Source organism: Pseudomonas ceruminis, from assembly GCF_021602025.1.
Lineage (GTDB): Bacteria > Pseudomonadota > Gammaproteobacteria > Pseudomonadales > Pseudomonadaceae > Aquipseudomonas > Aquipseudomonas ceruminis.
Genome location: NZ_BQHW01000048.1, coordinates 1 through 22,771, shown reverse-complemented (window position 1 = coordinate 22,771; position 22,771 = coordinate 1). Strand labels below are relative to the sequence as shown.

At 57.2% G+C, this 22,771-nt stretch carries 16 protein-coding genes and 8 pseudogenes; 10 read left to right on the top strand and 14 right to left on the bottom strand.

The window, feature by feature from the left end:
- From L6D80_RS29085 to L6D80_RS29075, 3 genes and pseudogenes are all read right to left on the bottom strand, one after another.
- A pseudogene (locus L6D80_RS29085) lies at positions 1-125 on the bottom strand (IS5/IS1182 family transposase); the annotation flags it as partial.
- Between the two features lie 205 nt (positions 126-330).
- Positions 331-1,311, bottom strand: coding sequence for an IS5 family transposase (locus L6D80_RS29080; RefSeq protein WP_016487069.1), 981 nt, complete (start codon positions 1,309-1,311; stop codon positions 331-333).
- A 204-nt stretch (positions 1,312-1,515) separates the two neighbouring features.
- Positions 1,516-1,854 (bottom strand): annotated as a pseudogene (locus L6D80_RS29075) (IS5/IS1182 family transposase); the annotation flags it as partial.
- A gap of 90 nt (positions 1,855-1,944) precedes the next feature.
- Here L6D80_RS29075 and L6D80_RS30155 point away from each other — a divergent pair.
- Positions 1,945-2,130 (top strand): annotated as a pseudogene (locus L6D80_RS30155) (hypothetical protein); the annotation flags it as partial.
- Positions 2,131-2,234: 104 nt separating this feature from the next.
- On the opposite strand, the gene L6D80_RS29070 reads toward L6D80_RS30155, so the two are convergent.
- The 7 genes and pseudogenes from L6D80_RS29070 to L6D80_RS29045 form a co-directional block, all read right to left on the bottom strand.
- The gene (locus tag L6D80_RS29070; protein ID WP_009681901.1) at positions 2,235-2,477 is read right to left on the bottom strand and encodes a hypothetical protein; all 243 of its coding nucleotides are present in this window, start codon (positions 2,475-2,477) and stop codon (positions 2,235-2,237) included.
- Between the two features lie 23 nt (positions 2,478-2,500).
- Positions 2,501-2,689 (bottom strand): annotated as a pseudogene (locus L6D80_RS30450) (transposase); the annotation flags it as partial.
- Between the two features lie 224 nt (positions 2,690-2,913).
- Positions 2,914-3,846: a hydroxymethylglutaryl-CoA lyase gene (locus L6D80_RS29065; protein WP_009681902.1), complete on the bottom strand. Its 933-nt coding sequence runs from the start codon at positions 3,844-3,846 to the stop codon at positions 2,914-2,916.
- Positions 3,847-3,923: 77 nt separating this feature from the next.
- Entirely contained in the window at positions 3,924-4,568 is a 645-nt protein-coding gene (gene leuD, locus L6D80_RS29060; RefSeq protein WP_016487072.1) for a 3-isopropylmalate dehydratase small subunit, read from the bottom strand.
- A 9-nt stretch (positions 4,569-4,577) separates the two neighbouring features.
- Complete coding sequence (gene leuC, locus L6D80_RS29055; RefSeq protein WP_009681905.1) at positions 4,578-5,981, bottom strand: 3-isopropylmalate dehydratase large subunit; 1,404 nt, start codon at positions 5,979-5,981, stop codon at positions 4,578-4,580.
- A 57-nt stretch (positions 5,982-6,038) separates the two neighbouring features.
- A complete protein-coding gene (locus L6D80_RS29050) occupies positions 6,039-7,316 on the bottom strand; it encodes an SLC13 family permease (protein WP_009681906.1) in 1,278 nt (425 codons plus the stop codon).
- Between the two features lie 115 nt (positions 7,317-7,431).
- Positions 7,432-8,637 (bottom strand): CaiB/BaiF CoA transferase family protein, encoded by a 1,206-nt coding sequence (locus L6D80_RS29045; RefSeq protein WP_016487073.1) that lies wholly within the window; start codon positions 8,635-8,637, stop codon positions 7,432-7,434.
- 171 nt (positions 8,638-8,808) lie between these two features.
- Between L6D80_RS29045 and L6D80_RS29040 the strand changes: the two genes are divergently transcribed.
- Positions 8,809-9,729 carry a LysR family transcriptional regulator gene (locus L6D80_RS29040; RefSeq protein WP_009681908.1) on the top strand — a complete coding sequence of 307 codons (921 nt, stop codon included), beginning with the start codon at positions 8,809-8,811 and terminating at the stop codon, positions 9,727-9,729.
- An 815-nt stretch (positions 9,730-10,544) separates the two neighbouring features.
- A pseudogene (locus tag L6D80_RS29035) lies at positions 10,545-11,423 on the top strand (reverse transcriptase family protein); the annotation flags it as partial.
- A gap of 593 nt (positions 11,424-12,016) precedes the next feature.
- Here L6D80_RS29035 and L6D80_RS29030 read toward each other — a convergent pair.
- A pseudogene (locus L6D80_RS29030) lies at positions 12,017-12,189 on the bottom strand (IS5/IS1182 family transposase); the annotation flags it as partial.
- A 148-nt stretch (positions 12,190-12,337) separates the two neighbouring features.
- Between L6D80_RS29030 and L6D80_RS29025 the strand changes: the two are divergent.
- From L6D80_RS29025 to L6D80_RS29015, 3 genes are read left to right on the top strand one after another with little or no spacing between them, the layout of a single operon-like run.
- On the top strand, positions 12,338-13,735 hold the full coding sequence (locus tag L6D80_RS29025) for an MFS transporter (RefSeq protein ID WP_236183101.1): 1,398 nt from the start codon (positions 12,338-12,340) through the stop codon (positions 13,733-13,735).
- A gap of 25 nt (positions 13,736-13,760) precedes the next feature.
- Complete coding sequence (locus tag L6D80_RS29020) at positions 13,761-14,513, top strand: maleate cis-trans isomerase family protein (RefSeq protein ID WP_009681912.1); 753 nt, start codon at positions 13,761-13,763, stop codon at positions 14,511-14,513.
- A gap of 54 nt (positions 14,514-14,567) precedes the next feature.
- Entirely contained in the window at positions 14,568-15,458 is an 891-nt protein-coding gene (locus tag L6D80_RS29015; RefSeq protein WP_033690139.1) for a LysR family transcriptional regulator, read from the top strand.
- Positions 15,459-15,630: 172 nt separating this feature from the next.
- Here the strand turns inward: L6D80_RS29015 and L6D80_RS29010 are convergent, their stop codons facing one another.
- Positions 15,631-16,140: an acyloxyacyl hydrolase gene (locus tag L6D80_RS29010; RefSeq protein ID WP_009681914.1), complete on the bottom strand. Its 510-nt coding sequence runs from the start codon at positions 16,138-16,140 to the stop codon at positions 15,631-15,633.
- Between the two features lie 104 nt (positions 16,141-16,244).
- Between L6D80_RS29010 and L6D80_RS29005 the strand changes: the two are divergent.
- The 3 genes and pseudogenes from L6D80_RS29005 to L6D80_RS30150 all read left to right on the top strand — a co-directional run.
- Positions 16,245-16,841: pseudogene (locus tag L6D80_RS29005) on the top strand (IS5-like element ISPst5 family transposase); the annotation flags it as partial.
- A 264-nt stretch (positions 16,842-17,105) separates the two neighbouring features.
- Positions 17,106-18,245 (top strand): glutathione-independent formaldehyde dehydrogenase, encoded by a 1,140-nt coding sequence (locus L6D80_RS29000; RefSeq protein WP_009681502.1) that lies wholly within the window; start codon positions 17,106-17,108, stop codon positions 18,243-18,245.
- Positions 18,212-18,562, top strand: a pseudogene (locus tag L6D80_RS30150) (transposase); the annotation flags it as partial. The gene L6D80_RS29000 and the pseudogene L6D80_RS30150, both read left to right, overlap by 34 nt.
- A 365-nt stretch (positions 18,563-18,927) precedes the next feature.
- On the opposite strand, the gene L6D80_RS28990 reads toward L6D80_RS30150, so the two are convergent.
- Positions 18,928-19,329, bottom strand: a complete 402-nt coding sequence (locus tag L6D80_RS28990) for a GNAT family N-acetyltransferase (RefSeq protein ID WP_009681500.1) — start codon at positions 19,327-19,329, stop codon at positions 18,928-18,930.
- Between the two features lie 171 nt (positions 19,330-19,500).
- On the opposite strand from L6D80_RS28990, the gene L6D80_RS28985 reads away from it, so the two are divergent.
- Positions 19,501-21,174 carry an SIR2 family NAD-dependent protein deacylase gene (locus L6D80_RS28985; protein WP_009681499.1) on the top strand — a complete coding sequence of 558 codons (1,674 nt, stop codon included), beginning with the start codon at positions 19,501-19,503 and terminating at the stop codon, positions 21,172-21,174.
- Between the two features lie 541 nt (positions 21,175-21,715).
- Here L6D80_RS28985 and L6D80_RS28980 read toward each other — a convergent pair.
- Positions 21,716-22,345: a DUF6338 family protein gene (locus L6D80_RS28980; RefSeq protein ID WP_236183100.1), complete on the bottom strand. Its 630-nt coding sequence runs from the start codon at positions 22,343-22,345 to the stop codon at positions 21,716-21,718.
- Positions 22,346-22,771 lie beyond the last annotated feature (426 nt).

Sequence of the window (22,771 nt, the reverse complement as noted above, 5' to 3'; positions counted from 1 at the left end):
CCCGTTTCAGCATGGAATGCCTGCGCCAGTTCGGATTGGCTGGAATAGGGTTGCGCATGAGCGAGCCTGGTCAGCAGAGGGTAATGCTCCGCAGCGATTACGGGCGGGCGTCCGGTTTTAGGCATGGTGCAATGCTGTGTAGGCAAGGGGCAAGCAGCTTACTTTATTTTGTCTACACCCTCTAAGGATGGTCTGAAGTAGTCAGGTATTTCTGGCTGACTCCAGCCCTTGCCGATTTCAAAACGGTGATTCGGCTAAAAAACGATCAAATCATCCCCTCTTTCCGGATTTATAGCCGGCGCGAGCACCTCGCGCCGGCCATTTCCCGCATTACAGACGCACCTCTCCTGCATTCGTCAGCAAATGTCGGCGCGCCATCCACAGGTTCGACAGCGCGAACAGTGTCACCAACTGCGCTGTGTTCTTCGCCAGGCCACGCAAGCGTGTCTTCACGTAGCCGAATTGGCGCTTGATCACCCGGAACGGGTGCTCGACTTTGGCGCGCACCTGGGCCTTGGATTTCTCGATCTTGCGCTTGGCTTTGTACAGCGCACTGCGCTTACTCAGCTTCTTGTACGTACTGCGGCGGGCCGCAATCTGCCAGATCACCTCCCGGCCTTCATGTTCCGGGCGTTTCTCTACGCCGGTGTAACCCGCGTCGGCGCCGACCATGTTTTCCTTTCCATGCAGCAGTTTGTCGACCTGGGTAACGTCAGCAACGTTGGCTGCCGTCCCCACCACGCTGTGCACCAGACCTGACTCGGCATCCGCGCCGATGTGAGCCTTCATGCCGAAGTAATACTGATTGCTCTTCTTGGTCTGGTGCATTTGCGGGTCACGCTTACCGTCCTTGTTCTTGGTCGAACTCGGCGCATGGATCAGCGTGGCATCGACGATGGTGCCCTGGCGCAGCGACAGGCCCCGATCGCCCAGGTAACCATTGATCACCGCCAGAATCCCGGCCGCCAACTCGTGCTTCTCCAGCAGGCGACGGAAATTGAGGATGGTGGTTTCGTCGGGAATACGCTCTAGGTTCAGCCCGGCAAACTGGCGCAAGATTGTGGTCTCGTGCAGCGCCTCCTCCATCGCCGGATCGCTGTAGCCGAACCAGTTCTGCATCAAATGTACGCGCAGCATCGCCCTCAGCTGATACGCCGGACGACCACCTTCACCCTTGGGGTAGTGCGGCTCGATCAGGGCAATCAAACCCTTCCACGGCACCACCTGATCCATCTCGATCATGAACAACTCTTTGCGGGTCTGCTTGCGCTTGCCGGCGTACTCGGCGTCGGCGAAAGTCATTTGCTTCATCGGGAAACTCGGGCAACGGGATCGGCGTATTTCACCAGATTCGGGAAGTCTTTTTCAGACCATCCCTAACTCCCCGAGAAAGAACCGGCTGAAGGTGGCGTTCGAAAAATTCAAAACGTATCCCCCTTCCATTTCGAAGAGGAGATCTAGAAGCTTCATGTCAAATGGTTTTATGTTCGGCATGCCCCGCGTCCTTGATCAAGCGTGTTTTTCCAGCAGACGACGGAAGTTGAGGATGGTGGTTTCGTCCGGGATTCGCTCCAGGCTCAGACCGGAAAACTGGCGCAAGATCGTCGTCTCGTACAGCGCCTCTTCCATCGCCGGATCGCTGTAACCGAACCAGTTCTGCATTAGATGAACCCGCAGCATCGCCATCAACGGATAGGCCGGACGACCACCTTCGCCCTTCGGGTAATGAGGTTCGATCAGGGCAATCAAACCCTTCCAGGGTACGACCCGATCCATCTCGATCAGGAACAGTTCCTTCCGGGTTTGCTTGCGCTTACCGGCGTACTCGGCATCGGCGAAGGTCATTTGCTTCATCATCGAAAAGCTCGGCGATTGGTGTCCTGGGATTTTGCCAAATCAGGAAGTCTTTTTCAGAATTTCCTTTGATCAACTGTGTCGTGTGCCAACGTGCGCCTGGCCCAAGTAAAAGGCCTGCTGAATTTGCACGGCTGGGTGTACGACATTGAAACCGGTTCCATCGATGCGCTGGATGCCGATAACAGGCACTTCAAGTCGTTGGCGCACCATCCAGCAACGTGTGCCGTACCTGCCCGTCCTGCCAATAGGTCATCGCTTGACATGCCGATTTGAGGAATTCTCATTTAGTCTGAAGTCCGTCCAGCCGGCGCAAAAAGCCCCCACACCCGGGCAAGGTGTGGGGCTAATTAACATAGCCCGCGTTATTCGCAGTGCGCTCAGCCATACCCAGCGCGCACCTCAATGATGTATTGCAGCGCGTCGGCCTTGCGCTCAGCCGAGCAGCCGGTGTGCTTCACCAGCGTCTCACAGTCGCCATAGTCAGCGTTGACCAGGGCGCGCAGCAGGCTTGAGCACAAGAGAACTGCATCGTCGTAATTGTCTTGCAGCTGCTGATACTGCGCTTTCAACTCGGCAATGCGCGCTTGAAGTTGCTCAAGGTGTTTCTCGGTCTGGGTCATGTCATGGGTCCTTTCAGTTACCGATAAACCTCACGGCGGTTGCCCATGCCTTCGTCACGGATTTTTCAGCCGTAGTGCACCAAAGGGAATCACCATGATACATGGGCTCCAGCGGCCGTCGCTTGCCAGGCACCGACTTCTTCCATCACAGCATCGATGACTGAGCTGATGAAATTGCGGGACACCTCAGTGCCGTACTGTTCGCGCGGAAATAGCACGCCGTTGCCGGAACGAGCGGCTAACCGCGCCCAAGACCGCTGTTGCAGCCCGCATCGATGAATCCCTTCGGAGGAACGTGATCGGGCGCGCGAAGGGCGCAACGCTGCTCTGAGGCTCAGGGCCAAGCGTGACTTCATTCCGATGTCGATACCCTCTCTGCGTTAATCGACTACACGCCAGCTGATACATCCTCTTCGAAGGGGGAGAGAGCAGACGCTCAGGCCTGGGGCTCCAACCACTTCGGCTTCGGATAGCGGCGGTCCGCCTTGCCAGCCTTGAGCACTTGGCCGGGCACCTCGTGCTGCACTAGGCCAGGTAGGGTCTGGGCAGCCTGCAGCAGCCGGTCGAGATCAACGCCGGTGTCGAGGCCCATGCGCTGGAACATGTGCACCAGGTCTTCTGTGCAGATATTGCCGCTGGCGCCCGGCGCATAGGGACAGCCGCCCAGGCCTCCGAGCGAGGCGTCGAAGCGATCTATACCGGCGTTCAGCGCCGCCAAGGCGTTGGCCAGGCCCATGCCGCGGGTATTGTGGAAATGCAGGGTGAATAACGCCTCCGGCCAGCGAGCCAGGGCGGTCCGGCAGATGCGTTCGACCTGTGCCGGATCGGCCATGCCGGTGGTGTCGCAGAGGGTCACACCGTGCACGCCGATGTCGAACAGCTTGCCGACCAATTCATGGACATGCGTCTCCGGCACCTTGCCCTCGAAGGGGCAACCGAAGGTGGTGGACAGCGAGGCGTTGACGAACACGCGACTGCCGCGGGTGACCTCGATGATCTCTCTGAACTGCGCCAGCGACTGTTCTGCTGTCATGCGCAGGTTGGCCAGACCATGGGTGTTGCTGGCCGACATCACCAGATTGAGCTCATCCACCTCGCAGGAAAGGGCACGCTCACAACCCTTCACGTTGGGCACCAGCACGGTGTAGTCGACACCCGGCACGCGGCGGATGCCGAGCATTACCTCTTCCGCGTCGCGTAGGTTGGGAATAGCCTTGGGCGAAGTGAAGGAGGTCACTTCGATCTTCGCCAGGCCGGTCTGCGACAGGCGATCAATGAGGGCAATCTTGTCCTCGGTTTGGACGAAGCCGGGTTCGATCTGGAATCCGTCGCGGGTGGCGACTTCTTGGATATACAGGTGTTTGTTCATCTCGTGTCCTATCAGGTTCGCGCGGGCTGCTGCGGCTCGCCCGCGCCGGGAGGAATGATTTTTGCTCGGCGGCCCAATCAGGCGCCTGTGAAGATCCAGGGCTCCTGATGCCGGCGAGCCTGTTCGAAGCGACGGATGTTCTCTCGCTTCAACAGAGTCAGGCCGATCTCGTCCAGGCCCTTGAGCAGGCACTCCTTGTGGAAGCCGTCGATCTCGAAGCGGTTGACATGGCCATTAGGCTCCACCACTTCCTGCTGCTCGAGGTCGATACTCAGGCTGTAGCCGGGGGTGCCGTCCACAGCGCCGAACAGACGGTCGATGGTCGGCTCGTCAAGGACGATGGGCAGCAGGCCGTTCTTGAAGCAGTTGCCGTAGAAGATCTCAGCGAAGCTCGGCGCGATGATCGCGCGGATACCCCAGTCGGCTAGCGCCCAGGGCGCGTGCTCGCGGCTCGAGCCGCAGCCGAAGTTGGCCCGGGTGAGCAGAATGTTGGCCTCGGCGTAGCGCGGCTGGTTGAGTGGAAACTCCAGGTTCAGCGGGCGCTGTGAACAGTCCTTGTAGGGTTCGCCGCGGTCGAGGTAGCGCCACTCGTCGAACAGGTGCGGGCCGAAGCCGGTGCGCTCGATGATCATCAAGAACTGCTTGGGTAGGATCGCGTCGGTGTCGATGTTGGAGCGATCCAGTGGAACCACGGTGCTTTCGAGTTGGGTGAAGGCTTGCATGTTCGTCCCTCAGAGATCGCTGATATCGGTGAAATGGCCGGCGATGGCCGCTGCCGCCGCCATTGCCGGGCTGACCAGATGAGAGCGCCCGCCGGGGCCCTGCCGTCCTTCGAAGTTGCGGTTGGAGGTCGAGGCACAGCGCTCGCCTTTGCCGAGGCGGTCCTCGTTCATGCCCAGGCACATCGAGCATCCCGCGTCGCGCCATTCGAAGCCGGCGTCGGTGAAGATCCGATCCAGACCTTCGGCTTCTGCTTGCCGCTTCACCAGGCCCGAGCCCGGTACGACCAGCGCTTGAACGATGTTGTCAGCGACCCGCCGACCCTTGACCACACCGGCGGCCAGGCGCAGGTCTTCGAGGCGCGAGTTGGTGCAGGACCCAATGAAGATCTTGTCCAGCCTGATTTCACGGATCGGCGTTCCGGCTTGCAGGCCCATGTATTCCAGCGCCTGCTGCATGCCGCGGCGTTTGACCGGATCGGTTTCGGTCTCGGGATTCGGCACCTGGCCGTCGACATCGGTAGCCATCTCCGGCGAGGTTCCCCAGGTGACATGGGGGCGAATGCTGGCCGCATCCAGTTGCAGTTCGCGATCGAAGCGCGCGTCAGGGTCACTGTGCAGCGTTCGCCAGTACGCCTCGGCGGCATTCCACTGCTCGCCAGCGGGAGCCAGCGGGCGACCTTTGAGGTAGCTGGAGGTGGTGTCATCGAAGGCGACCATGGCGCACCGGGCACCCGCTTCGATGGCGAGATTGCAGAGGGTCATGCGCGCTTCCATGCTCATCGCCGAAACCGTTTCACCGGTGAACTCGATGGCGTAGCCGGTCGCGCCGGCGGTGCCGATCATGCCAATGAGTGCCAGCGCCAAGTCTTTGGATGATACGTGGGGTGCAAGCACACCGTCGATGGTGATACGCAGTGTCTTGAGCTTTTTCAGCAGCAGGCACTGCGTGGCCAGGATGTGTTCGATCTCCGACGTGCCGATGCCGAATGCCAAGGCCGCGAAGGCGCCGTGGGTGGTGGTGTGCGAATCGCCACAAGCGATGGTCATGCCCGGCAGGGTGATGCCCTGCTCCGGGCCGATCACGTGCAGAATGCCCTGGCGCTCATCCTTCATGTCGAAGAATTGCAGGGCGAACTCGGCGCAGTTGCGTTCCAGCGCCTCGACCTGCCGGCGCGCCACCGCATCTGTGATGCCTGCTTCACGCGCCTTGGTCGGCACGTTGTGGTCGGAGGTGGCGAGCACCGAGCCGGGGCGCCAGGGCTGCAACTCATTCAGGCGCAGGCCGTCGAAAGCTTGAGGGCTGGTCACCTCGTTGATGAGGTGAAGGTCGACGTACAGCAGCGTCTGGCCGTCGTCGGTATCGAGCACGGCATGGCGTGCCCAGAGTTTTTCGAAAAGCGTTTGTGCAGTCATCTTCTATCCCTTCCGTTTGGGACGGCGCCGTCTCGAGTCCGGTCTGCCGGCCAGGTGTCAGCCAAGCAGGCCAAAGAAAACGAGAACCAGAACCCCAGCAACGCCGAACAGCGGTACCAGCAATAAGCGGTAGAACAGCTTGCCGCGCTCGGCTTCCTCCTGAACGCCGGCCAGCGCCAGCGCACCGCCCGAGGAGAAGGGCGAAAAGCCGGTCAGCGACGAGCACAGCACGATGGCCGACAGCAGCACGGTGTGACTAAGGCCTGCATTGGTGGCGAGGTTCGGAACGATGGGGAACAGCGTCGGCATCACCACGCCCAGTGTGCTGGAGAAGAAGCTCATCACGCTCGCGGATACGCCGGTAGCATAGGGCACCATCGCCACGCTGACGTTTGCCGCCAGCCACTGCGACAGGGCCGCGATGGTGCCGGCCTTGACAGCCACGCTGATGAGCATGCCCATGCCGCACAGCAGGATGATGATTGCCATTGGGACCTTGGCCAATGCGGCCTTCTCGTCACCCACTCGCAGAATCAGCGCCAGCACTACGCCGATGATCGAGATGAATGTCGGATCGATGTGCGAGGCGATGGTGGCGAATACCGAGCCAGTCGGCAGGAACGCGGCGATGGTCGAGGGCACGATGATCAGCGCGATGATGAAGGCCACCAGCCAGAGGGTGCGCCGCTGCTGGGCATCGAAAGGAGCCGGGCGCTCGGTATCCAGGCTCTCGGTCTGATAACCCTTGAGCACGACGTACGCTACGAGGAACACCAGCGTCTGGAAGATGAAGGAGTCCACCAGCAGCGTGTGGGTGTAGTCCGCGGCGGTCACTGCGTCATAACCGGCGTTTTCGAGGATGCCCTGGGTAACGCGCCCGCCCAGGCTGATGCTGGTGAAGGTGGTTGCCATGCCGCCTGAGACGACGATGATCGCACCTAGCAGCCGGCTCATGCCGGTACGACTGGCGACCGACATCACCAAGGGGGAGAGGAACACGAACACCGCATAATGCCCAGGACCGATTCCCGCGACCAACAGGACCAGCCCGTACAGCGCAAAGGGAATCATGCTGGGCATGCCGCGAGCCATGAACACGGCATTTCTGGCGATCTTCTCCATGGTTCCGTTGGCGATGACGAAGCCGAAGAAGAAGGTCACTGCGAAGATGATGAAAAATAGGTTCAGCGGCCAGTAGGTCACTAGCTCTTTGACGCTGATTCCCATCATGGTGGTGGCGATAAGATAGGCGGCACTAATGGCCAACAGGCCGATGTTGATGTTCAGCCAATAGCCGACACCAATACAGAGCAGTATTGCCAGAATGATGGTCATGGTTAACACGGTATTCCTTGTAATTATTTTTGGCGGGTGTCGAGCCCAGCCGGCATGGCTGGGCCTCTTTGATTGATGCTGTTGCTGATGGTGATGGGGCGCTGCGGCCTGTCGATTAGATGACGCCGCGTTCGCGCAGCGCCTGGCGTTGCGACTGGCTCAGGCCGAGTCCGGCCAGCACGTCGTCGGTGTGCTCGCCCAGCTCCGGGCCGCCACTGCCGAGCCGGCCAGGCGTCCGGCTGAGCTTGGGCAGTACCCCAGGCACCTTGAGAGGGCCGGCAGTCGTCTGCACGGTCTTGATCATCTGGCGTGCCAGGTAATGAGGATCCGTTGCGATGTCGGCGGCGGTGTAGGGGTAGCCAACCGGCACTCGCGCCGCGTTCAGCGCATGCAGCACTTCATCGCGTGAGCGCCGCCGAGTCCACTCAGCAATCGCCGCGTCGATTACGTCGGCCTTCTTGCTGCGGCCATCGTTGTGCGCCAGACTGGGGTCGTCGGCCAGGTCCTGACGGTGGATCAGGCCCATCAGGCGCTTGTAGATGCTGTCGCCGTTACCGGCGATCAGCACATAGGTACCGTCATTGCAGGGATAGGAGTTGGATGGGGTGATGCCGGGCAGAGCACTACCGGCCGGCTCGCGTACATAGCCGAAGGCATCGTACTCGGGCACTAGGCTTTCCATCATGGCGAATACTGACTCGTAGAGCGCGACGTCGATGCACTGCCCCAGACCGCTGCGCTGGCGCTCCTGCAGAGCGAGCAATACGCCGATCACGCCATAGAGTGAGGACAGCGAGTCGCCGATGCTGACCCCGACGCGCACCGGCGCCTGGCCGGGATAGCCGGACAGGTGCCGCAGGCCGCCCATGGCCTCGCCAATCACGCCGAATCCCGGGCGATCCCGGTAGGGACCGGTCTGGCCATAACCGGAAATGCGCAGCATGATTAGCCGCGGGTTAAGTTCGGACAGCGTCTCCCAGCTCATGCCCCAGGCTTCGAGTGTGCCGGGGCGGAAGTTCTCCACCAGCACGTCGGCCTCGGTGATCAGCCGGCGGGCGAGGTCCTGCCCTTCGGCTTCCCGGAGGTCGAGGGTGATCGATTGCTTGTTGCGCGATTGGACATGCCACCAGAGCGAGGTGCCGTCCTTGATCTTGCGCCACTTGCGCAGCGGGTCGCCCACCTTGGGCGGTTCGATCTTGATCACCTCGGCGCCGAATTCGCCGAGCATCTTACTGGCGAAGGGGCCAGCGATCAGCTGCCCCATCTCCACCACCTTGAGGTCTTGCAGCGCCATGCTGCTGCCCTGGATTTGTTCTGCCATGTTTGTACCATCGTGTTTGTTATTTAAGTCGAAGGATGGTTCAGGCTAATGGCAGTGGACAATTGATCAATTACTAAGCCAGTCTTCGTGTTTTGCGAAGGGAGAACGATACCAAGCTCTGGAACTGGGGCAAGGAACTGTCCTGCTTCGCCGAACAGAGAGGCCCCTTATATGCGCCGTATTGATTTCGTCACGCTCAAGCTGTTCGTCTCCATCGCCGCCGAGCGCAGCCTGACCCGGGCTGCTGAGCGCGAGCACCTGGCCTTGGCGGCGGTGAGCAAGCGCATCAGTGACTTGGAAAGCCAGCTCGGTATCACCTTGCTCTATCGTCAGCACAAGGGCGTCGCGCTGACGCCAGCCGGGCATGCTTTACTGCACCATGCGCGCAACATGCTGGACAACCTTCGCCAGTTGAGTGCCGATATGAGCGAGTTCAGCGAAGGGGTCAAGGGGCATGTGCGCATCTATGCGAACACCTCGGCGGTGATTGAATTCCTGCCGGGGGATTTGAGTGTTTTCTGCCGGGCCCATCCGGACGTCAAGATCGACCTCGAGGAGCGCATCAGCAGCGAGACGGTGCGCGCCGTCAGCGAGGGGCTGACCGATATCGGCATTTTCGCCGGGCACGTGCCCGCCGGCGATCTTCATGTCTACAGCTACCGGCATGACCAACTGGTGCTGGTCACTCCCAGCGAGCATCCGCTGGCCGGGTGTGAACGCCTTGCCTTAAGGGATGCCGTTGCCTATGACTTCATCGGCCTACAGCAGGACGCTTCCCTGCATACCCTGTTGCAACAGGCGGCATTGCAGCAGGGCCTGTCCCTGCGCATGCGCATCCAGGTACGCAGCTTCGAAGGGATCTGCCGGATGATCCACACCGGAATGGGCGTCGGCATGCTGCCGGAGAAGGTCGCGCGTACCTACCTGTCGGCACTCGATATCGCGGTGATCCCGCTGACCGATGTCTGGGCGCGGCGGGAGCTGAAAATCGGTGTGCGCGATGTCGAAGGTCTGTCGGTTATCGCCCGGCAATTGCTGGAATACCTTGTCCGCCGTGAGGAGGTCTCAGAGCCGGGGTCACCGGTCTCCTGAGCCTGAGGCACGGGCGCTGCATTGCCGGTGTTCCTAGTGGTCAGTCGAAATGCCTGCCCCGGGCATACCCATCGCTCCGATGCATGGGGTGCCCGATCAGGCTGCCTTCATCAATGGTGAAGTGACCGTTGATGAATAAGCACCCGACAAAAAGTCAGTTCCCAATCCTTGTCTAGCCGGTCGCGGCAAATCTCAAAGGCTTGATGGGTACGCGTAAGTGACATATCTCCGTGACCGGGGACTTCGACTGGATTACATCAAAAAATCGCATGACGGATAGTGGGCGCAAGCTGGTTTCAAGCCTCTGCGCAGCGCCAGCTTCAAAGGTGGTGACAGCAGCTCCGCTGGTCGAGTACTATCCGTCCCAGCTGAGGGCTCCAACTTAGCGAAATCTAGAATCCTCTAGACTCTAGAGGCTGTAGGAAGCAGGTTATGCTATCCACAGGAAGAACCCCCGCTGAACAGGAGGTTGAGCGCCTCGCTCTTACGCTGGTGTATGTCTTGCGGTCTCGAGGCGCTCATCCGCCTGGGCGGAATCTAAGGTAGATGAATCGCTGGAGCCCTCAGCGCTATAAAAGCGCCGGATTAAACCAAAACGTCGATAAGGGCGTTTTGAACAATGCGCTGCGTACTGCGCAACTGCTACATGCAAACTTTCCATTACTGTCTCCTATCTTGACATTGAGGCACTTGGCCCATGAAGCAGGCGTGTCCTACGGATTTCTGAGAGGCGTGGCCGCCAGGAGCGAGCGAGTTGAGAGTTACAAGGTTTTCAAACTGAAAAAAATGTTGTTAGCTTCGGCGCAAACCGATTCAGGTATATTTGTGCTCCTCATCCTTCGTTGCTGAAAATGCAGCGGTGGATTCATAAAAATATTCTGATGCACGTTCACTCGCATCCGGCCAGTTACGCCTACAAGGAAAAAACATCCCCGCGCGATGCTGCAGCCATGCACGCTGGATGCAAGTGGATGATCAAGCTGGGTGCTACGAATTTCTTTGAGTCGATCTTGGAGCCTGACGTTTATCGCGTATTCCGAGAAATGGGCTATCAAGCGCTTGTAGCCTTTGAACTGGCTCGCATTTGTACACGAGTGCGTCCTTCGGGCAATCCGGTTAAAACTGATCGTTTCAAGGACGGGATGGGCAACTTACCGTGCAAGAATGTTGCGATTGGTCACCTTCCGCAAGGAGCAGCAACCAGTCCCTTGCTGTCAAATCTTGTAGCCCGCACGCTTGATCATTCGCTTGCTGAGTTTGCAAATAGCAAAGATCTCGCCTATACGCGATATGCGGATGATCTTACGTTTTCCTCCTTCGGTACGTTTAACCGAGATGGGGCTGAAAATATTGTTCGCGAAATTTATGAAATCATGCGAGCACATGGGCTGTGGCCAAATAAGAGTAAAACTAAAATTATCCCGCCTGGCGCGAGAAAGGTTGTCTTAGGCCTATTGGTGGATGGGCATGTGCCTAAGCTTTCAAAAGAGTTCAAGGCTGAGGTACGCACTCATATCCATTTTATGCTAAGGCCGGATGTTGGCGTGTCTAACCATCGAAAGGCTCGTAAGTTCGATAACTCGTGGGGTCTGAAAAACTTTATTTTTGGCAAGCTTGCCTATGCTCAAGCAATCGAGCCTATTTGGACGTCACGTATGCGAGACCTCTTTATGAAAATCGATTGGGATAGTTAGAACGGGTGCATCTCTCACCTGGGTAACCTGCGGTGTATCGAGCAATCGATTGCCCCGCCGCGATTAGCTTCCGAAAAGGGTCAGAGAATTCTTGTCCAGGCGTCTAGTGATTACCGCTTTGGGTAATCAGAAGCCCATGGTTTGACTGACTCCTCAGAACCAGGCTTTCGGTGAGCGAAACCGCCAGCATCAGTGCGACGCCAAACAAGACGATGCGCTGTTATATCAAAGTGAATTCATGAGGGATCCCCCTCAAACCTGACATGGCACACGCGGTCAGGAGCGTCAGATCGTAGATGATTTTTAGCACGCCGCAGGCGAGTAGCGGTGCGGCGAGCCAACCCAAGCCGATCAATCTGCTAGCAATGGTGGGGGCAATGGCTGCGGCGAGACTACGCGGCACCCGAGGGAGCGGCCATGGCCTTGCCCCCGAATATCACTATCAGACCTCTTGCTCTGGGCGAGCATCAGACAGCGCTGGGCCTCGCATGGACGGAGCTCGATACACCGATAAAGCAGACGCTGTACATACTGATGCAGGAGCTACTGCCGTAAAACTTGAGGCCGCATTCCTATAGGCGAAGAGGGCTGATCGCCGCGTTGGCTGCCGTCCCCAGGACACTGTGCACAGGCCAGATTCGACACCGGCACTGATATATGCCTTCATGCCGAAGTAGTACTGGTTGCCCATCTTGGGTTGGTGCATCTGCGGATCACGCTTGCCTTTCTGGATCTTGGTCGAGCTAGGTGCATGGACGATGGCGCTAGCTGAGGCGGGGTATATACACCAGAAGCCTCTAATCCCTTTTTTTGCTTCTATTTCAAGGATCTACATTTGCCATCGCCGTCCGCGATGGCAAGATCGTGAATGCCTGATATACGACGCTTTCTTCCCCTCCTAACATCGACCACACATGAGCTTCGTTTGCCGGTCGACTTCGTCGGTGTGCGAGTTTCAAAAAATAACAACGAGAGTCCCGCGAGGTTTAACCATGAAAACCCTAACCGCCGGTTCTGCGATCGGTACCTCCGAAGTGGATGGCGCCAGCCAGCTGACTGCCAGTCAACGATACACCACCTTGGGTGGTTCCTGGGCTGCTTGGTTATTTGATGCCCTGGACGCAACAGTCTTCGGTTTTGTTCTGCTGTCGGTCGCGAAGACTTTCTCCATTGGTATGAGCGATGTCGTTTCTACCGTTGCCTGGTTTCTGCTGGCAACCGGTATCGGCGGTTTCTTCCTTGGCAATATTTCTGACAAGATCGGCCGCAAGAAAACCATGATGCTCTCGGTGTTTGTCTACGGCACCGGCACCTTACTTTGTGGCTTTGCCGATAGCCTTTGGCAGCTCAACGTATTCCGCTTCTGCGTTGGCATCGCCGTCGGTGGATTGTGGTCTGCTGCTGCCGCGCTGGTATCGGAGATCTGGCCGTCCGCTGGGCGTGCCAAAGCCTTTGCCGTGATGCAGACAGGTTGGTCGGGCGGCGGCCTTCTGGCAGCGATTTTTGCCTGGAGCTTCCTGGACGACGCCAACCCCGAGTCCTGGCGCAATCTGTTCATCTACGCCTCTATTCCGTCCTTTTTTACCCTGTTGTTCATTGGGTTATTCGTCAAGGAGTCACCGGTCTGGCTGGCCAACCGCGAGTTCATGCGTCGTAACAGCAACAAGGGCCGGCTGATGGAGATCTTTCATCCGCAGTACCTGAAAATGACGCTGCTGGGCCTGAGCATTTCAATCCTGGGCATGTATGGCTATTGGATCATTACCACCTTCATGCCGGCTTACCTGCAGAACATTCTCAACGTGCGCATCGATCAAGCCCCGGTGTTCGTCATCTGGATCGGTATTGGTGCCACGCTCGGTTACCTGGCTTACGGCTACCTCGCCGAAAGCATCGGTCGTCGACTGTCGTTCGCAGTGTTTTTCGGTGGCATGGCGATCATGGTGCCGGTGTTCGCCTATTCGGCGACCCTGATGCCGTTGACCGAAGGCAAGTTACTGTTCACCACCCAGAACATCATCACCCTCGGTTCATTGGCCGCCCTGCTCGGTTTCTTCACGGGCTACTTCAGCGGCTTCGGTGCTTGGTACTCGGAATTGTTCCCTACCAGCATCCGATCAACCGCGTCAGGTTTCTGCTTCAACTTCGGGCGGGTCGGCGCCATCGCCGGCATCAAGCTGGTACCGGTACTGATCCCCCTTATCGGCTTCACCGCCACCATTTCCCTTGCTTCAGTTTCCTATCTCATCGCAGCCGTCATGGTGTTCACGTTGCAGGAAACCAAAGGCGTTCAACTCACCAGCGGCAACTGATCCGTACCTTTCAAAGGACAAGACCATGAAGAACTTCCGCATCGGGCAAATCGTCCCAAGCTCCAACACCACGATGGAAACCGAAATCCCGGCCATGCTGACCTCGCGCTACGAGTTGTTTCCAGAAGAGCGCTTTACCTTCCACTCTTCGCGTATGCGCATGATGCACGTCAGCCCGGAAGAGCTGAAGAAGATGGACATCGACAGTGACCGTTGTGCATTGGAACTCAGCGATGCGCGAGTCGATGTCATGGCCTATGCCTGCCTGGTGGCGATCATGTGCCAGGGGGCCAACTATCACAAAGTCTCGCAGGATCGACTGGGTAAAACCGTTGCTTCCAACCAGTCGAACGCCCCAGTCCTGAGTTCGGCCGGTGCACTGATCGATAGCTTGCACATGCTCGACTACAAAAAAATATCGATCATCACGCCGTACATGAAACCACTGACCCAACAAGTCATCGACTATATCGAAGCGGCCGGAATCGAAGTGGTCGACTCCATCAGCCTTGAAGTGTCCGACAACCTCGAAGTCGGTCGTCTGGATCCGATGAATCTGGTAGCGCATGCCGACAAGCTGAACATCGGTCAGGCCGATGGGGTGGTGTTGTCTTGCTGTGTGCAAATGCCGTCGCTGCCAGCGATCCAGAAGGTTCAGGATCGCCTCGACAAACCGGTGTTGTCCGCATCAATCGCCACTGTTTATCAGATGCTGAAAACCCTCGGGCTCAAGGCCCAGGTACCCAACGCCGGCCATCTATTGTCCGGGGCATTCTGAGTCGATGCCTGAGAAGGTACTATGCTGGCCTGTCAGGCCAAACCGGTACCATCCATGAAGCTCGATCCGGTCTCGTTGCGACTCTTCGTCAGCGTCGTTGAAGAAGGCACCATCGCGGCTGCCGCCAAACGCGAACACTTCGCGGCGGCGGCAGTCAGCAAGCGACTCAGCGAACTTGAAGAACTCCTCGACTCGAAATTACTCAACCGCACCAACAAGGGCATTACCCCGACTGACGCCGGCCTATCGCTACTGTTCATGGCCCGCAGTGCACTGAATAACCTCAATGAAATTATCGTGCAGATGCGCGAGTTCTCACATGGCCGCCGTGGCTCGGTGCACGTTCTGGCCAACATTTCCGCCATCACGCAATTCCTGCCTGACCTCATCAAGTCATTCATGGAGCAGTACCCACTGATCAACGTCAGGTTCGAAGAAAAACAAAGCCTGGCTATCACCAAAGCCGTTGCCGAAAACCGCGCCGACATCGGTATCTTCACCCGCCTGCCCCACGGCGCTGACATCGAAGTTTTCCCGTTTCGTAATGATCGCCTGGTGTTACTAATCCCCCTCGGACATCCACTCGCAGCAAGACAATCCGTCAGGTTCAGCGAAACCCTGGATCACGAATACATCGCCTTGCGCAGCGGTACTCATCTTAATTTTCAGTTGATCAAAGCAGCCAATGACCTGGGGCGCTCGCTTAAAATCCGCATGGAGGTGTCCAGCTATGACGCCTTGTGCCTAATGATTCAGGCGGGTCTGGGCATTGGCATCATGCCAGAGGGGAGTGCGGCGATTTACAGGATGGACGGAGCGAAGGTAGTCAACCTAGAGGAAGCGTGGGCTTCTCGCGAACTCAGCGTGTGCGTCAGATCACAATTGGCATTAACGGTTGCAGCGAGGTTATTCTTGGAGCACTTGCGCGAAAGTGAGTCTGCGTAAGCGTTTTTTTGCAAGCTCCTAGCAGAGAAATAGGGGGATTCTGGCGGGGTGGCTAAAACCTTTCGCTTATCGCCATCGCCAGCGTCGATAATTGCGGCTATTCAGGCTTACATATTATTGGCCCTGGCCAGATAGCATTTCCCCTGCGCCAGTGAATGCGTACTGGATGCTTTCAGATTTGCTGACTGTAGAAAAGCGCGAACGATTCGATACCGTCATTGGGTTGTTTGATGCCGGCGTTGGAGTAATGCAGTGCTCGGACGCCGATACGTTGCCCACCGCTGAATTTCAAGCCTGCACCAATTCGATCTTCGAAGTTGAAGGCGGAGCCAAGCTCTCTATCACCTGCGGTGGTGCCGGAGAAAAGCGCGACACCAATGCCGACTTCGATGAAGGGCTTTATGTCGCTCCCGGCGAACTCGTAGATGAACACTGGGGCGAAGGAGAGGGAGTGGGCTCCGCCTGCCTCATCGCCTGCTTCCCAATAGGTGTATCCGGCATCCCAGTAGCCTGTCAGGTGTCCAGTGTCAGACTGGAACCAACTCTTTTCCCATTCGACACCAATGCCGGCACGTGCCGTTAAGCCGCCTTGATTCGTAGCGCCAATCGAGCCGGAGATTTCTGCTGCTGAAGTAGACAGTGCAACGGCTGACAGTACAGCGGCTACGATAGTTTTCGTCATGGCCCAGCATTCCTTTGATGTTGTTTCTAGGTACCCTAGGGATGGTCTGAAAAAGACTTCTCGAATCTGGTGAAATACGCCGATCCCGTTGCCCGAGTTTCCCGATGAAGCAAATGACCTTCGCCGACGTCGAGTACGCCGGTAAGCGCAAGCAAACCCGGAAGGAACTGTTCCTGATCGAGATGGATCGGGTCGTACCCTGGAAGGGTTTGATTGCCCTGATCGAGCCGCACTACCCCAAGGGTGAAGGTGGTCGTCCGGCGTATCAGCTGATGGCGATGCTGCGCGTACATTTGATGCAGAACTGGTTCGGCTACAGCGATCCGGCGATGGAGGAGGCGCTGTACGAGACCACAATCTTGCGCCAGTTTGCCGGGCTGAACCTAGAGCGTATTCCCGACGAAACCACCATCCTCAATTTCCGTCGCCTGCTGGAGAAGCACGAGTTGGCGGCCGGGATTCTGGCGGTGATCAATGGTTACCTGGGCGATCGGGGCCTGTCGCTGCGCCAGGGCACCATCGTCGTTGCCACGCTGATCCATGCGCCGAGTTCGACCAAGAACAAGGACGGTAAGCGTGACCCGGAAATGCACCAGACCAAGAAGGGCAATCAGTATTACTTCGGCATGAAGGCTCACATCGGCGCGGATGCCGAGTCAGGTCTGGTGCACAGCGTGGTGGGGACGGCAGCCAACGTTGCGCGAGCGGTAATTGGCCAGTGCATCAGGGCGCTCATGAGGGACGTGAGGCGCTGATTGACAGGGGTGTCGTAGCCATATTGCTCCTATGGCGTTCAACTGTCTAATTTCGTCACGAGCTGCAAATTCAAGGGCCGCCACGCGCGGGCGACGGCATCACCACTCGTCTGGTCATAGCTCGATTTGTGGAACATACGTTCGTAGAACTAGACAGATGTCCTGTAAGCAGACGACCCCCCCTCATCGTCGCTTGAACAGGAGAGTCTAATGAAGGCCATCGTTTACAACGGGCCACGCGACGTCAGCGTGCAAAATGTCCCAGACGCCAAGATCGAAAAACCTACCGACGCCGTAGTGCGCATCACCACTACCAATATCTGCGGCTCTGACCTGCATATGTACGAGGGCCGCACCTCGATGGAGACGGGACGTGTTTTCGGTCACGAGAACCTCGGAGAAGTCATCGAAGTCGGCGCCGGCGTAGATCGCATCAAGGTAGGTGATCGCGTCTGTTTGCCATTTAATATCGGCTGCGGTTTCTGCGAAAACTGTGAAAAAGGTTTGACCGGTTTCTGCCTCACGGCCAACCCCGGCAGTGCTGGTGCTGCTTACGGGTTTGCCGATATGGGCTCATACCAGGGTGGTCAAGCAGAACTGCTGCGTGTGCCATATGCGGACTTCAATTGCCTGGTGCTGCCAGAGGATGCGCAAGAGAAAGAAAACGACTACGTCATGCTGTCAGACATATTCCCCACCGGATGGCATGCCACTGAACTGGCTGGCCTGATGCCGGGTGAAAGCATCGCCATTTACGGTGCAGGGCCAGTGGGCCTGATGGCAGCTCATGCCGCGATGATCAAAGGCGCCTCGCAAGTGTTCGTGGTCGACAACCATCCGGATCGATTGAAATTGGCCGCGCAGATGGGGGCCACGCCAATCAACTCGCTGGAGAAAGAGGCGGTTGATCAGATCCTCAACCTGACTCACGGCAAAGGCACTGATCGAGGTTGTGAGTGTGTGGGGTACCAGTGCTGTGACAAACACGGCCATGAGGTCAATCACCTGACGATGAACAACCTGGTAGCTTCCACCAAGGCCACGGGTGGCATCGGCGTCGTCGGGGTGTTTGTTCCTCAGGATCCGGGCGCGAAAAATGAACTGGCGAAGGAAGGTAAAATGGCCTTCGATTTCGGCGCGTTCTGGTTCAAGGGCCAGCAGATACGCACCGGGCAAGCCAACGTCAAAGCCTATAACCGCAGGCTCGCGGAGCTGATCCAGCACGACCGCGCCAAGCCTTCGCAGATCATCTCTCACAGCCTGAAATTGGCGGAAGGGCCCGATGCGTACAAGCATTTCGATGCGCGAGATGAGGGTTGGACAAAGGTCATTCTGAAGCCGGCAGCCTGATCGAACGGCTGTATGGATCTGACGCCCTGACGATATCGCCGGGCGTCAGCCCAAAGACCCGCCTACTCGGGCTTACAGTATGGCCGCTATGTATTTACCGACCACATACCACCTGTCGTCCGCTCGAAATGCGAGCGCGGTTGTTGCGCAAGATGATCAAGGGAAAAATGGTAAGCGTACTGACTTCGATGGTCGACCCGCTGCGCTTTCCGGGTGGGGAGATCGTCGACCTTTCCAGTCAACGCTGGGAAATTGAGCTGGGCTATCGGGCGATCAAGCAGAGACTGCTGGGCGGCGAATATACCCTGAGAAGCAAGACGCCAGAGATTTCCCTGCGAAATGAGTTTCGCTGCCTGCAGTTGGGCCATCTTGGGGTTGCTGCATGGCACGTCACTGAACCATCCCAGCAACTTGCCAGGATTTCTGAGAGATTTGCAGGCATCAGCCGCTCGATATGTTTTACCCCATCGGCGACCTGATCGATGGTTCTCACGCGCAGTCGTTGGACATGCTGTCGAAACGACACATAGGCGGCACGTCGTGCGAATTGAGACTCGCACGGGTCCCCATGTTCATTTGTCAAGGCTAAGTAGAGATGTCGCTATGGCGGCTAAGTAGAAATGTCATTATGCCCTCGTCGGGATTGCGTTGGGAGCAAACGATCGAATGGCGCGACTATAGACTATTGCTTGGGCGGTAGGCGTAGCATTACCAGGTCTCGGTGTACGTCAGTTCCACATAAAAATTGCGTTTCACCCACCACGACAAAACCATGTTTTTTATAGAACGCCTGTGCCCGAAGGTTCTGATCAGCAACTGTTAACCTGAACGCTCCGTGATAGCTGGCAATGGCTTGCTCGACCAAAGCACTTGCTGCGCCTGTGCCATGAAGGGCTGGGTAGATATAGCATCGCTTAAGCTCAGCTGTCTGAGCGGCGTCGGCTGCTTCAACGCCAATAGGCTCCGGATGCAGATCCAACATCGCGATGCCTTGCACCTTGGAATCGGACTCCACTACCCAGCAGCGGTAGCTCGTATCTTCGAGCATCGCGGTGATATGGCCGGGCTGCAGCGTAGCAGTCACATAGGCATTGATGTCTTCCTAACGAGTTCGGGGCGATTCAGGATTTCAAACTTATGTAGACTTCTGCCAATGAGATTTTTCCCTCTTTTAACCAGGCTGCTGAGGCATGGGAGCGTGGCATCCCAGTGCCATTACTGATATTGTCCGGCGCTGCTCAAGAGGGATCTAGCAGTGACCACAACCTACCTCAAGTACTTTCCCAAGCCTGTCCTCGACGACCTCGTAAACGGCAGATGGCTGCCAATCATCGGGGCCGGTATGTCCTTGAATGCCCATGTCACGTCAGGTCAGAGACCTCCGCTTTGGGGGGAGCTAGGTAAGCTTCTCGAAGACGATCTTATTGACTTCAATTCCAGTGGGGCCCTCGACGCGATTTCTGCTTACGAGCATGAGCTGGGCCGGGCGAGGCTGATGGACAAGCTCACACAAGTGTTGCTGATCCACGAAGCCCAGCCCGGGGCAGCGCACAAGAGCTTCTGCTCCATCCCGTTCGATATCGTCTGCACAACGAATTTCGATTTTTTGCTGGAGCAGGAGTACCGGCTTGGGCCCAATGTTGTTTATCCGATCCTTGAAGAGGAGCAGCTGTCGCTGAATTCATCCAAGGCCGGTGTGAACCTGCTCAAGCTCCATGGCGACCTTCACCATCCGAGAAGGATGGTGGTCACGGAGGCTGACTACGACGGCTTTCTCGCGAACTATCCGCTGTTCGCAACCTACCTCGCGAATTTGCTGATCACCAAGACTGCGGTATTGGTCGGGTACAGTCTCGACGATCCAGATTTCCGGCAGATTTGGCATGTGGTATCGCAGCGCCTGGGGCGCACCAGACGATTTGCCTACACGATCGTTTTAGGCGCGAATCAGTCCGATATTTCGCGGTTCGAGCGCCGCGGGGTAAAGGTGATCAATCTGCCGGGCACACGAGACAAGTACGGTGAAATCCTAGCGGCAGCTTTTGATGAGCTGCGAGAGCTTCTCAGGGATGAAGCTTTCACCGTGATGAAGCCGACTGAAGAGCGGACGATGCAAGAACTGTCGCTACCACGGTCAGCGCCATCGCGGCTTTGCTTCTTCTCGCTGCCGTTGGAAGTCCTGCCTTTCTACAAAGACCAGGTATTTCCCGCCTTGGAGGATATCAACCTTGTCCCGATTACGGCTGACGGAGTGATTTCCCCAGGGGATATGGTTATCGCGAAGCTGGACGCACTCATCGACCGGTCGATTGCAATGGTCATTGATCTGTCGTCCAACTGGACAATGGTTGAATTGAAGATGGCGATCAGTCGCGCGGCGTCGAGGAAGGAGAAGGGCAGGTCGCTCAAACTGATTGTAGTGATGAGGAAAGGTCAGCAGTTGCCTCTTGCTCTGGAGGACGTCACGGTGATTTATCGGCCTGATCTGCTGACCTCTGAGTCAGAAGATTTCGCCCTAGATCTGATTACAACCCTGGAAAGGGAGCTTCCATCAGATCGTAACTCTCAATTGGATGAGGCCCGCCGGCTTCTGAGGGTAAGGGAGTACCGTGCGGCGATCGTATCGGCGGTTACCTATCTTGAGGGTGAACTGCGGAGCGTGATGCGATACAGAGACGAGGACAGTGCGACAAGGCCAAATCACCAGTCGCTGCTGGGAATGATAAAAAATGCTGTTAGCCAAAGCGTAATCCAATCTGAGTGGCTCCCTAGACTGCACGAGTGGGTACACATCAGGAACAGCATCGTTCATTCGAGGGGTGACGCAGAAGTATCTCAGCGAATGGCAAAAAACATCGTAGATGGGATCATCCAAATCGTGTCCAGCTTACCACCTACAATTACGCCGACTGCGTCCTTTAGGGGGTAACGGCGCAGCAGGAACGCCTGCTGCGGAGTCGAGCAATTCTACCCGATTCGCGCTTGTTTCCTGCGTCGCCGTTGAACCCTACTTTTTCTTAGGCGCGGGAGGCGGCGCCTTTGGTGGAGTTGCAGGGCGCTGGCTCGTTGTCTCTTTGCTCACTCCACCGTTGACTGAGGTGGGCTTTCCTGCATGATTCGACATGCTGAATCCTTACATAGAGTGATTTGGAGTAGCGATTAACCCGGGCTGGCACAGGGTGGAGAGCTAAGCGCGTCATCCGTTCCGACGTGGAGGGGCGGGCGGGGCTTTAGGTGGGGTGGATGGCCGCTGGCTTACCGGACTGGGACGCTGTGGCTCGCTGCCGCTTGGCCGGCGTGGCTGTGGCGATATCCCTCTTTCTTCGTACATTGGTCACCTCTACTTGTTGGGCGCTTTAGGCGGCGAAGGCGGTGGTGTAGCGGGGCGAACGTTAACTGGTGCTGGCGGGCTAACATTCATCCCCTCGTTACTGACTCGCTCCACCACATGCTTTTTGTTTGTGTCGCTCTTACTGGTCATTCGTTGTCTCCTGTAGCTCAAGGAACTCAACCATCAAAACGTCGGAATTTGAGACTAAATAACTCTCAATTCCCGGCATTTCGACCCATTCGTCCTGCTCATCTAGCCAGCACGGCTGTGTAATCAGAAAATGGCCTGTGGCGGGATCAGTTGGCCACACTTGGGGGTATCCGAAGAGGCGTCGGCCATCCAGCAGAGTCAACACTACGCTATGCCCAGATCGCTTGCGAAATGCGTAGACCCATTCCGGGTATGAGGCACGTGATGTGAGTCCAAGCTGCCTGGCAATCCCGTATAGATAGTCATGGTTGGACGCGTATGACAGTCCCAAGCCTAGGCATACCGCGAGTGCGATCCCCCACGCGCTCTCTACGTCTGTGGTCCATAAACCAATATCGAACCAATGGTCACCCATCCACAGCAGGACCTTTGAAATTCCTGACACGATGATGGTGATGATGCCGGTACCAATCAGCGCCTGTACCGTACGCTCAAACTGACCTGGCTTTTTTACGTCGGCCAGCCAGTAAAAAATCATGGTAGTGATGAAGCCTGGTATCAACATCTGAACCAAGGGCAGAATTTTTGTCGCTAGGTCTTCCAATGCCTGTACCGCCAAGTGATGCCCGTTTGCCATCAATATAGCGGCGATGCATCTGTTAGAGGTATCGTTTTTTCATAGATGGCGGGCTAGAGGCAGGGCTAGCGCTCCGCGTTCATAAGCGCAGCTCTCAACTGCATCACAGTACCGACCTTGAGTACCCTAGCACCTTATTACTGGACCTGAAGTAGCTTTCATCCCTGTTGAGTTGTGATCGCGGAGCCGCCCAGTCGGGCGATGCCCCCACCCGAGTGGGTGTGTTGCTGTTGCATACTGCTCGCTTTGCCTCTAGCATCAGGATCTTCCTGAGTGTAAGTCTGAATCGCCCCTGGTTTCGTAGACACCTCCAAGCCTCATAATGAGGCCCAAATAGGAGGTGCCATGAGTCGTCAGCGTTACCCCGAAGAATTCAAGATCGAAGCGGTCAAGCAAGTGACCGAGAAA

What these genes read in the sequence shown, in the direction of transcription:
- L6D80_RS29080 (WP_016487069.1), bottom strand. Translation starts at nt 1,311, where the DNA reads ATGAAGCAAATGACTTTCGCCGACGCCGAGTACGCCGGCAAGCGCAAG.
- L6D80_RS29070 (WP_009681901.1), bottom strand. Translation starts at nt 2,477, where the DNA reads ATGACCCAGACCGAGAAACACCTTGAGCAACTTCAAGCGCGCATTGCC.
- L6D80_RS29065 (WP_009681902.1), bottom strand. Translation starts at nt 3,846, where the DNA reads ATGAACAAACACCTGTATATCCAAGAAGTCGCCACCCGCGACGGATTC.
- leuD (WP_016487072.1), bottom strand. Translation starts at nt 4,568, where the DNA reads ATGCAAGCCTTCACCCAACTCGAAAGCACCGTGGTTCCACTGGATCGC.
- leuC (WP_009681905.1), bottom strand. Translation starts at nt 5,981, where the DNA reads ATGACTGCACAAACGCTTTTCGAAAAACTCTGGGCACGCCATGCCGTG.
- L6D80_RS29050 (WP_009681906.1), bottom strand. Translation starts at nt 7,316, where the DNA reads ATGACCATCATTCTGGCAATACTGCTCTGTATTGGTGTCGGCTATTGG.
- L6D80_RS29045 (WP_016487073.1), bottom strand. Translation starts at nt 8,637, where the DNA reads ATGGCAGAACAAATCCAGGGCAGCAGCATGGCGCTGCAAGACCTCAAG.
- L6D80_RS29040 (WP_009681908.1), top strand. Translation starts at nt 8,809, where the DNA reads ATGCGCCGTATTGATTTCGTCACGCTCAAGCTGTTCGTCTCCATCGCC.
- L6D80_RS29025 (WP_236183101.1), top strand. Translation starts at nt 12,338, where the DNA reads ATGAGCTTCGTTTGCCGGTCGACTTCGTCGGTGTGCGAGTTTCAAAAA.
- L6D80_RS29020 (WP_009681912.1), top strand. Translation starts at nt 13,761, where the DNA reads ATGAAGAACTTCCGCATCGGGCAAATCGTCCCAAGCTCCAACACCACG.
- L6D80_RS29015 (WP_033690139.1), top strand. Translation starts at nt 14,568, where the DNA reads ATGAAGCTCGATCCGGTCTCGTTGCGACTCTTCGTCAGCGTCGTTGAA.
- L6D80_RS29010 (WP_009681914.1), bottom strand. Translation starts at nt 16,140, where the DNA reads ATGACGAAAACTATCGTAGCCGCTGTACTGTCAGCCGTTGCACTGTCT.
- L6D80_RS29000 (WP_009681502.1), top strand. Translation starts at nt 17,106, where the DNA reads ATGAAGGCCATCGTTTACAACGGGCCACGCGACGTCAGCGTGCAAAAT.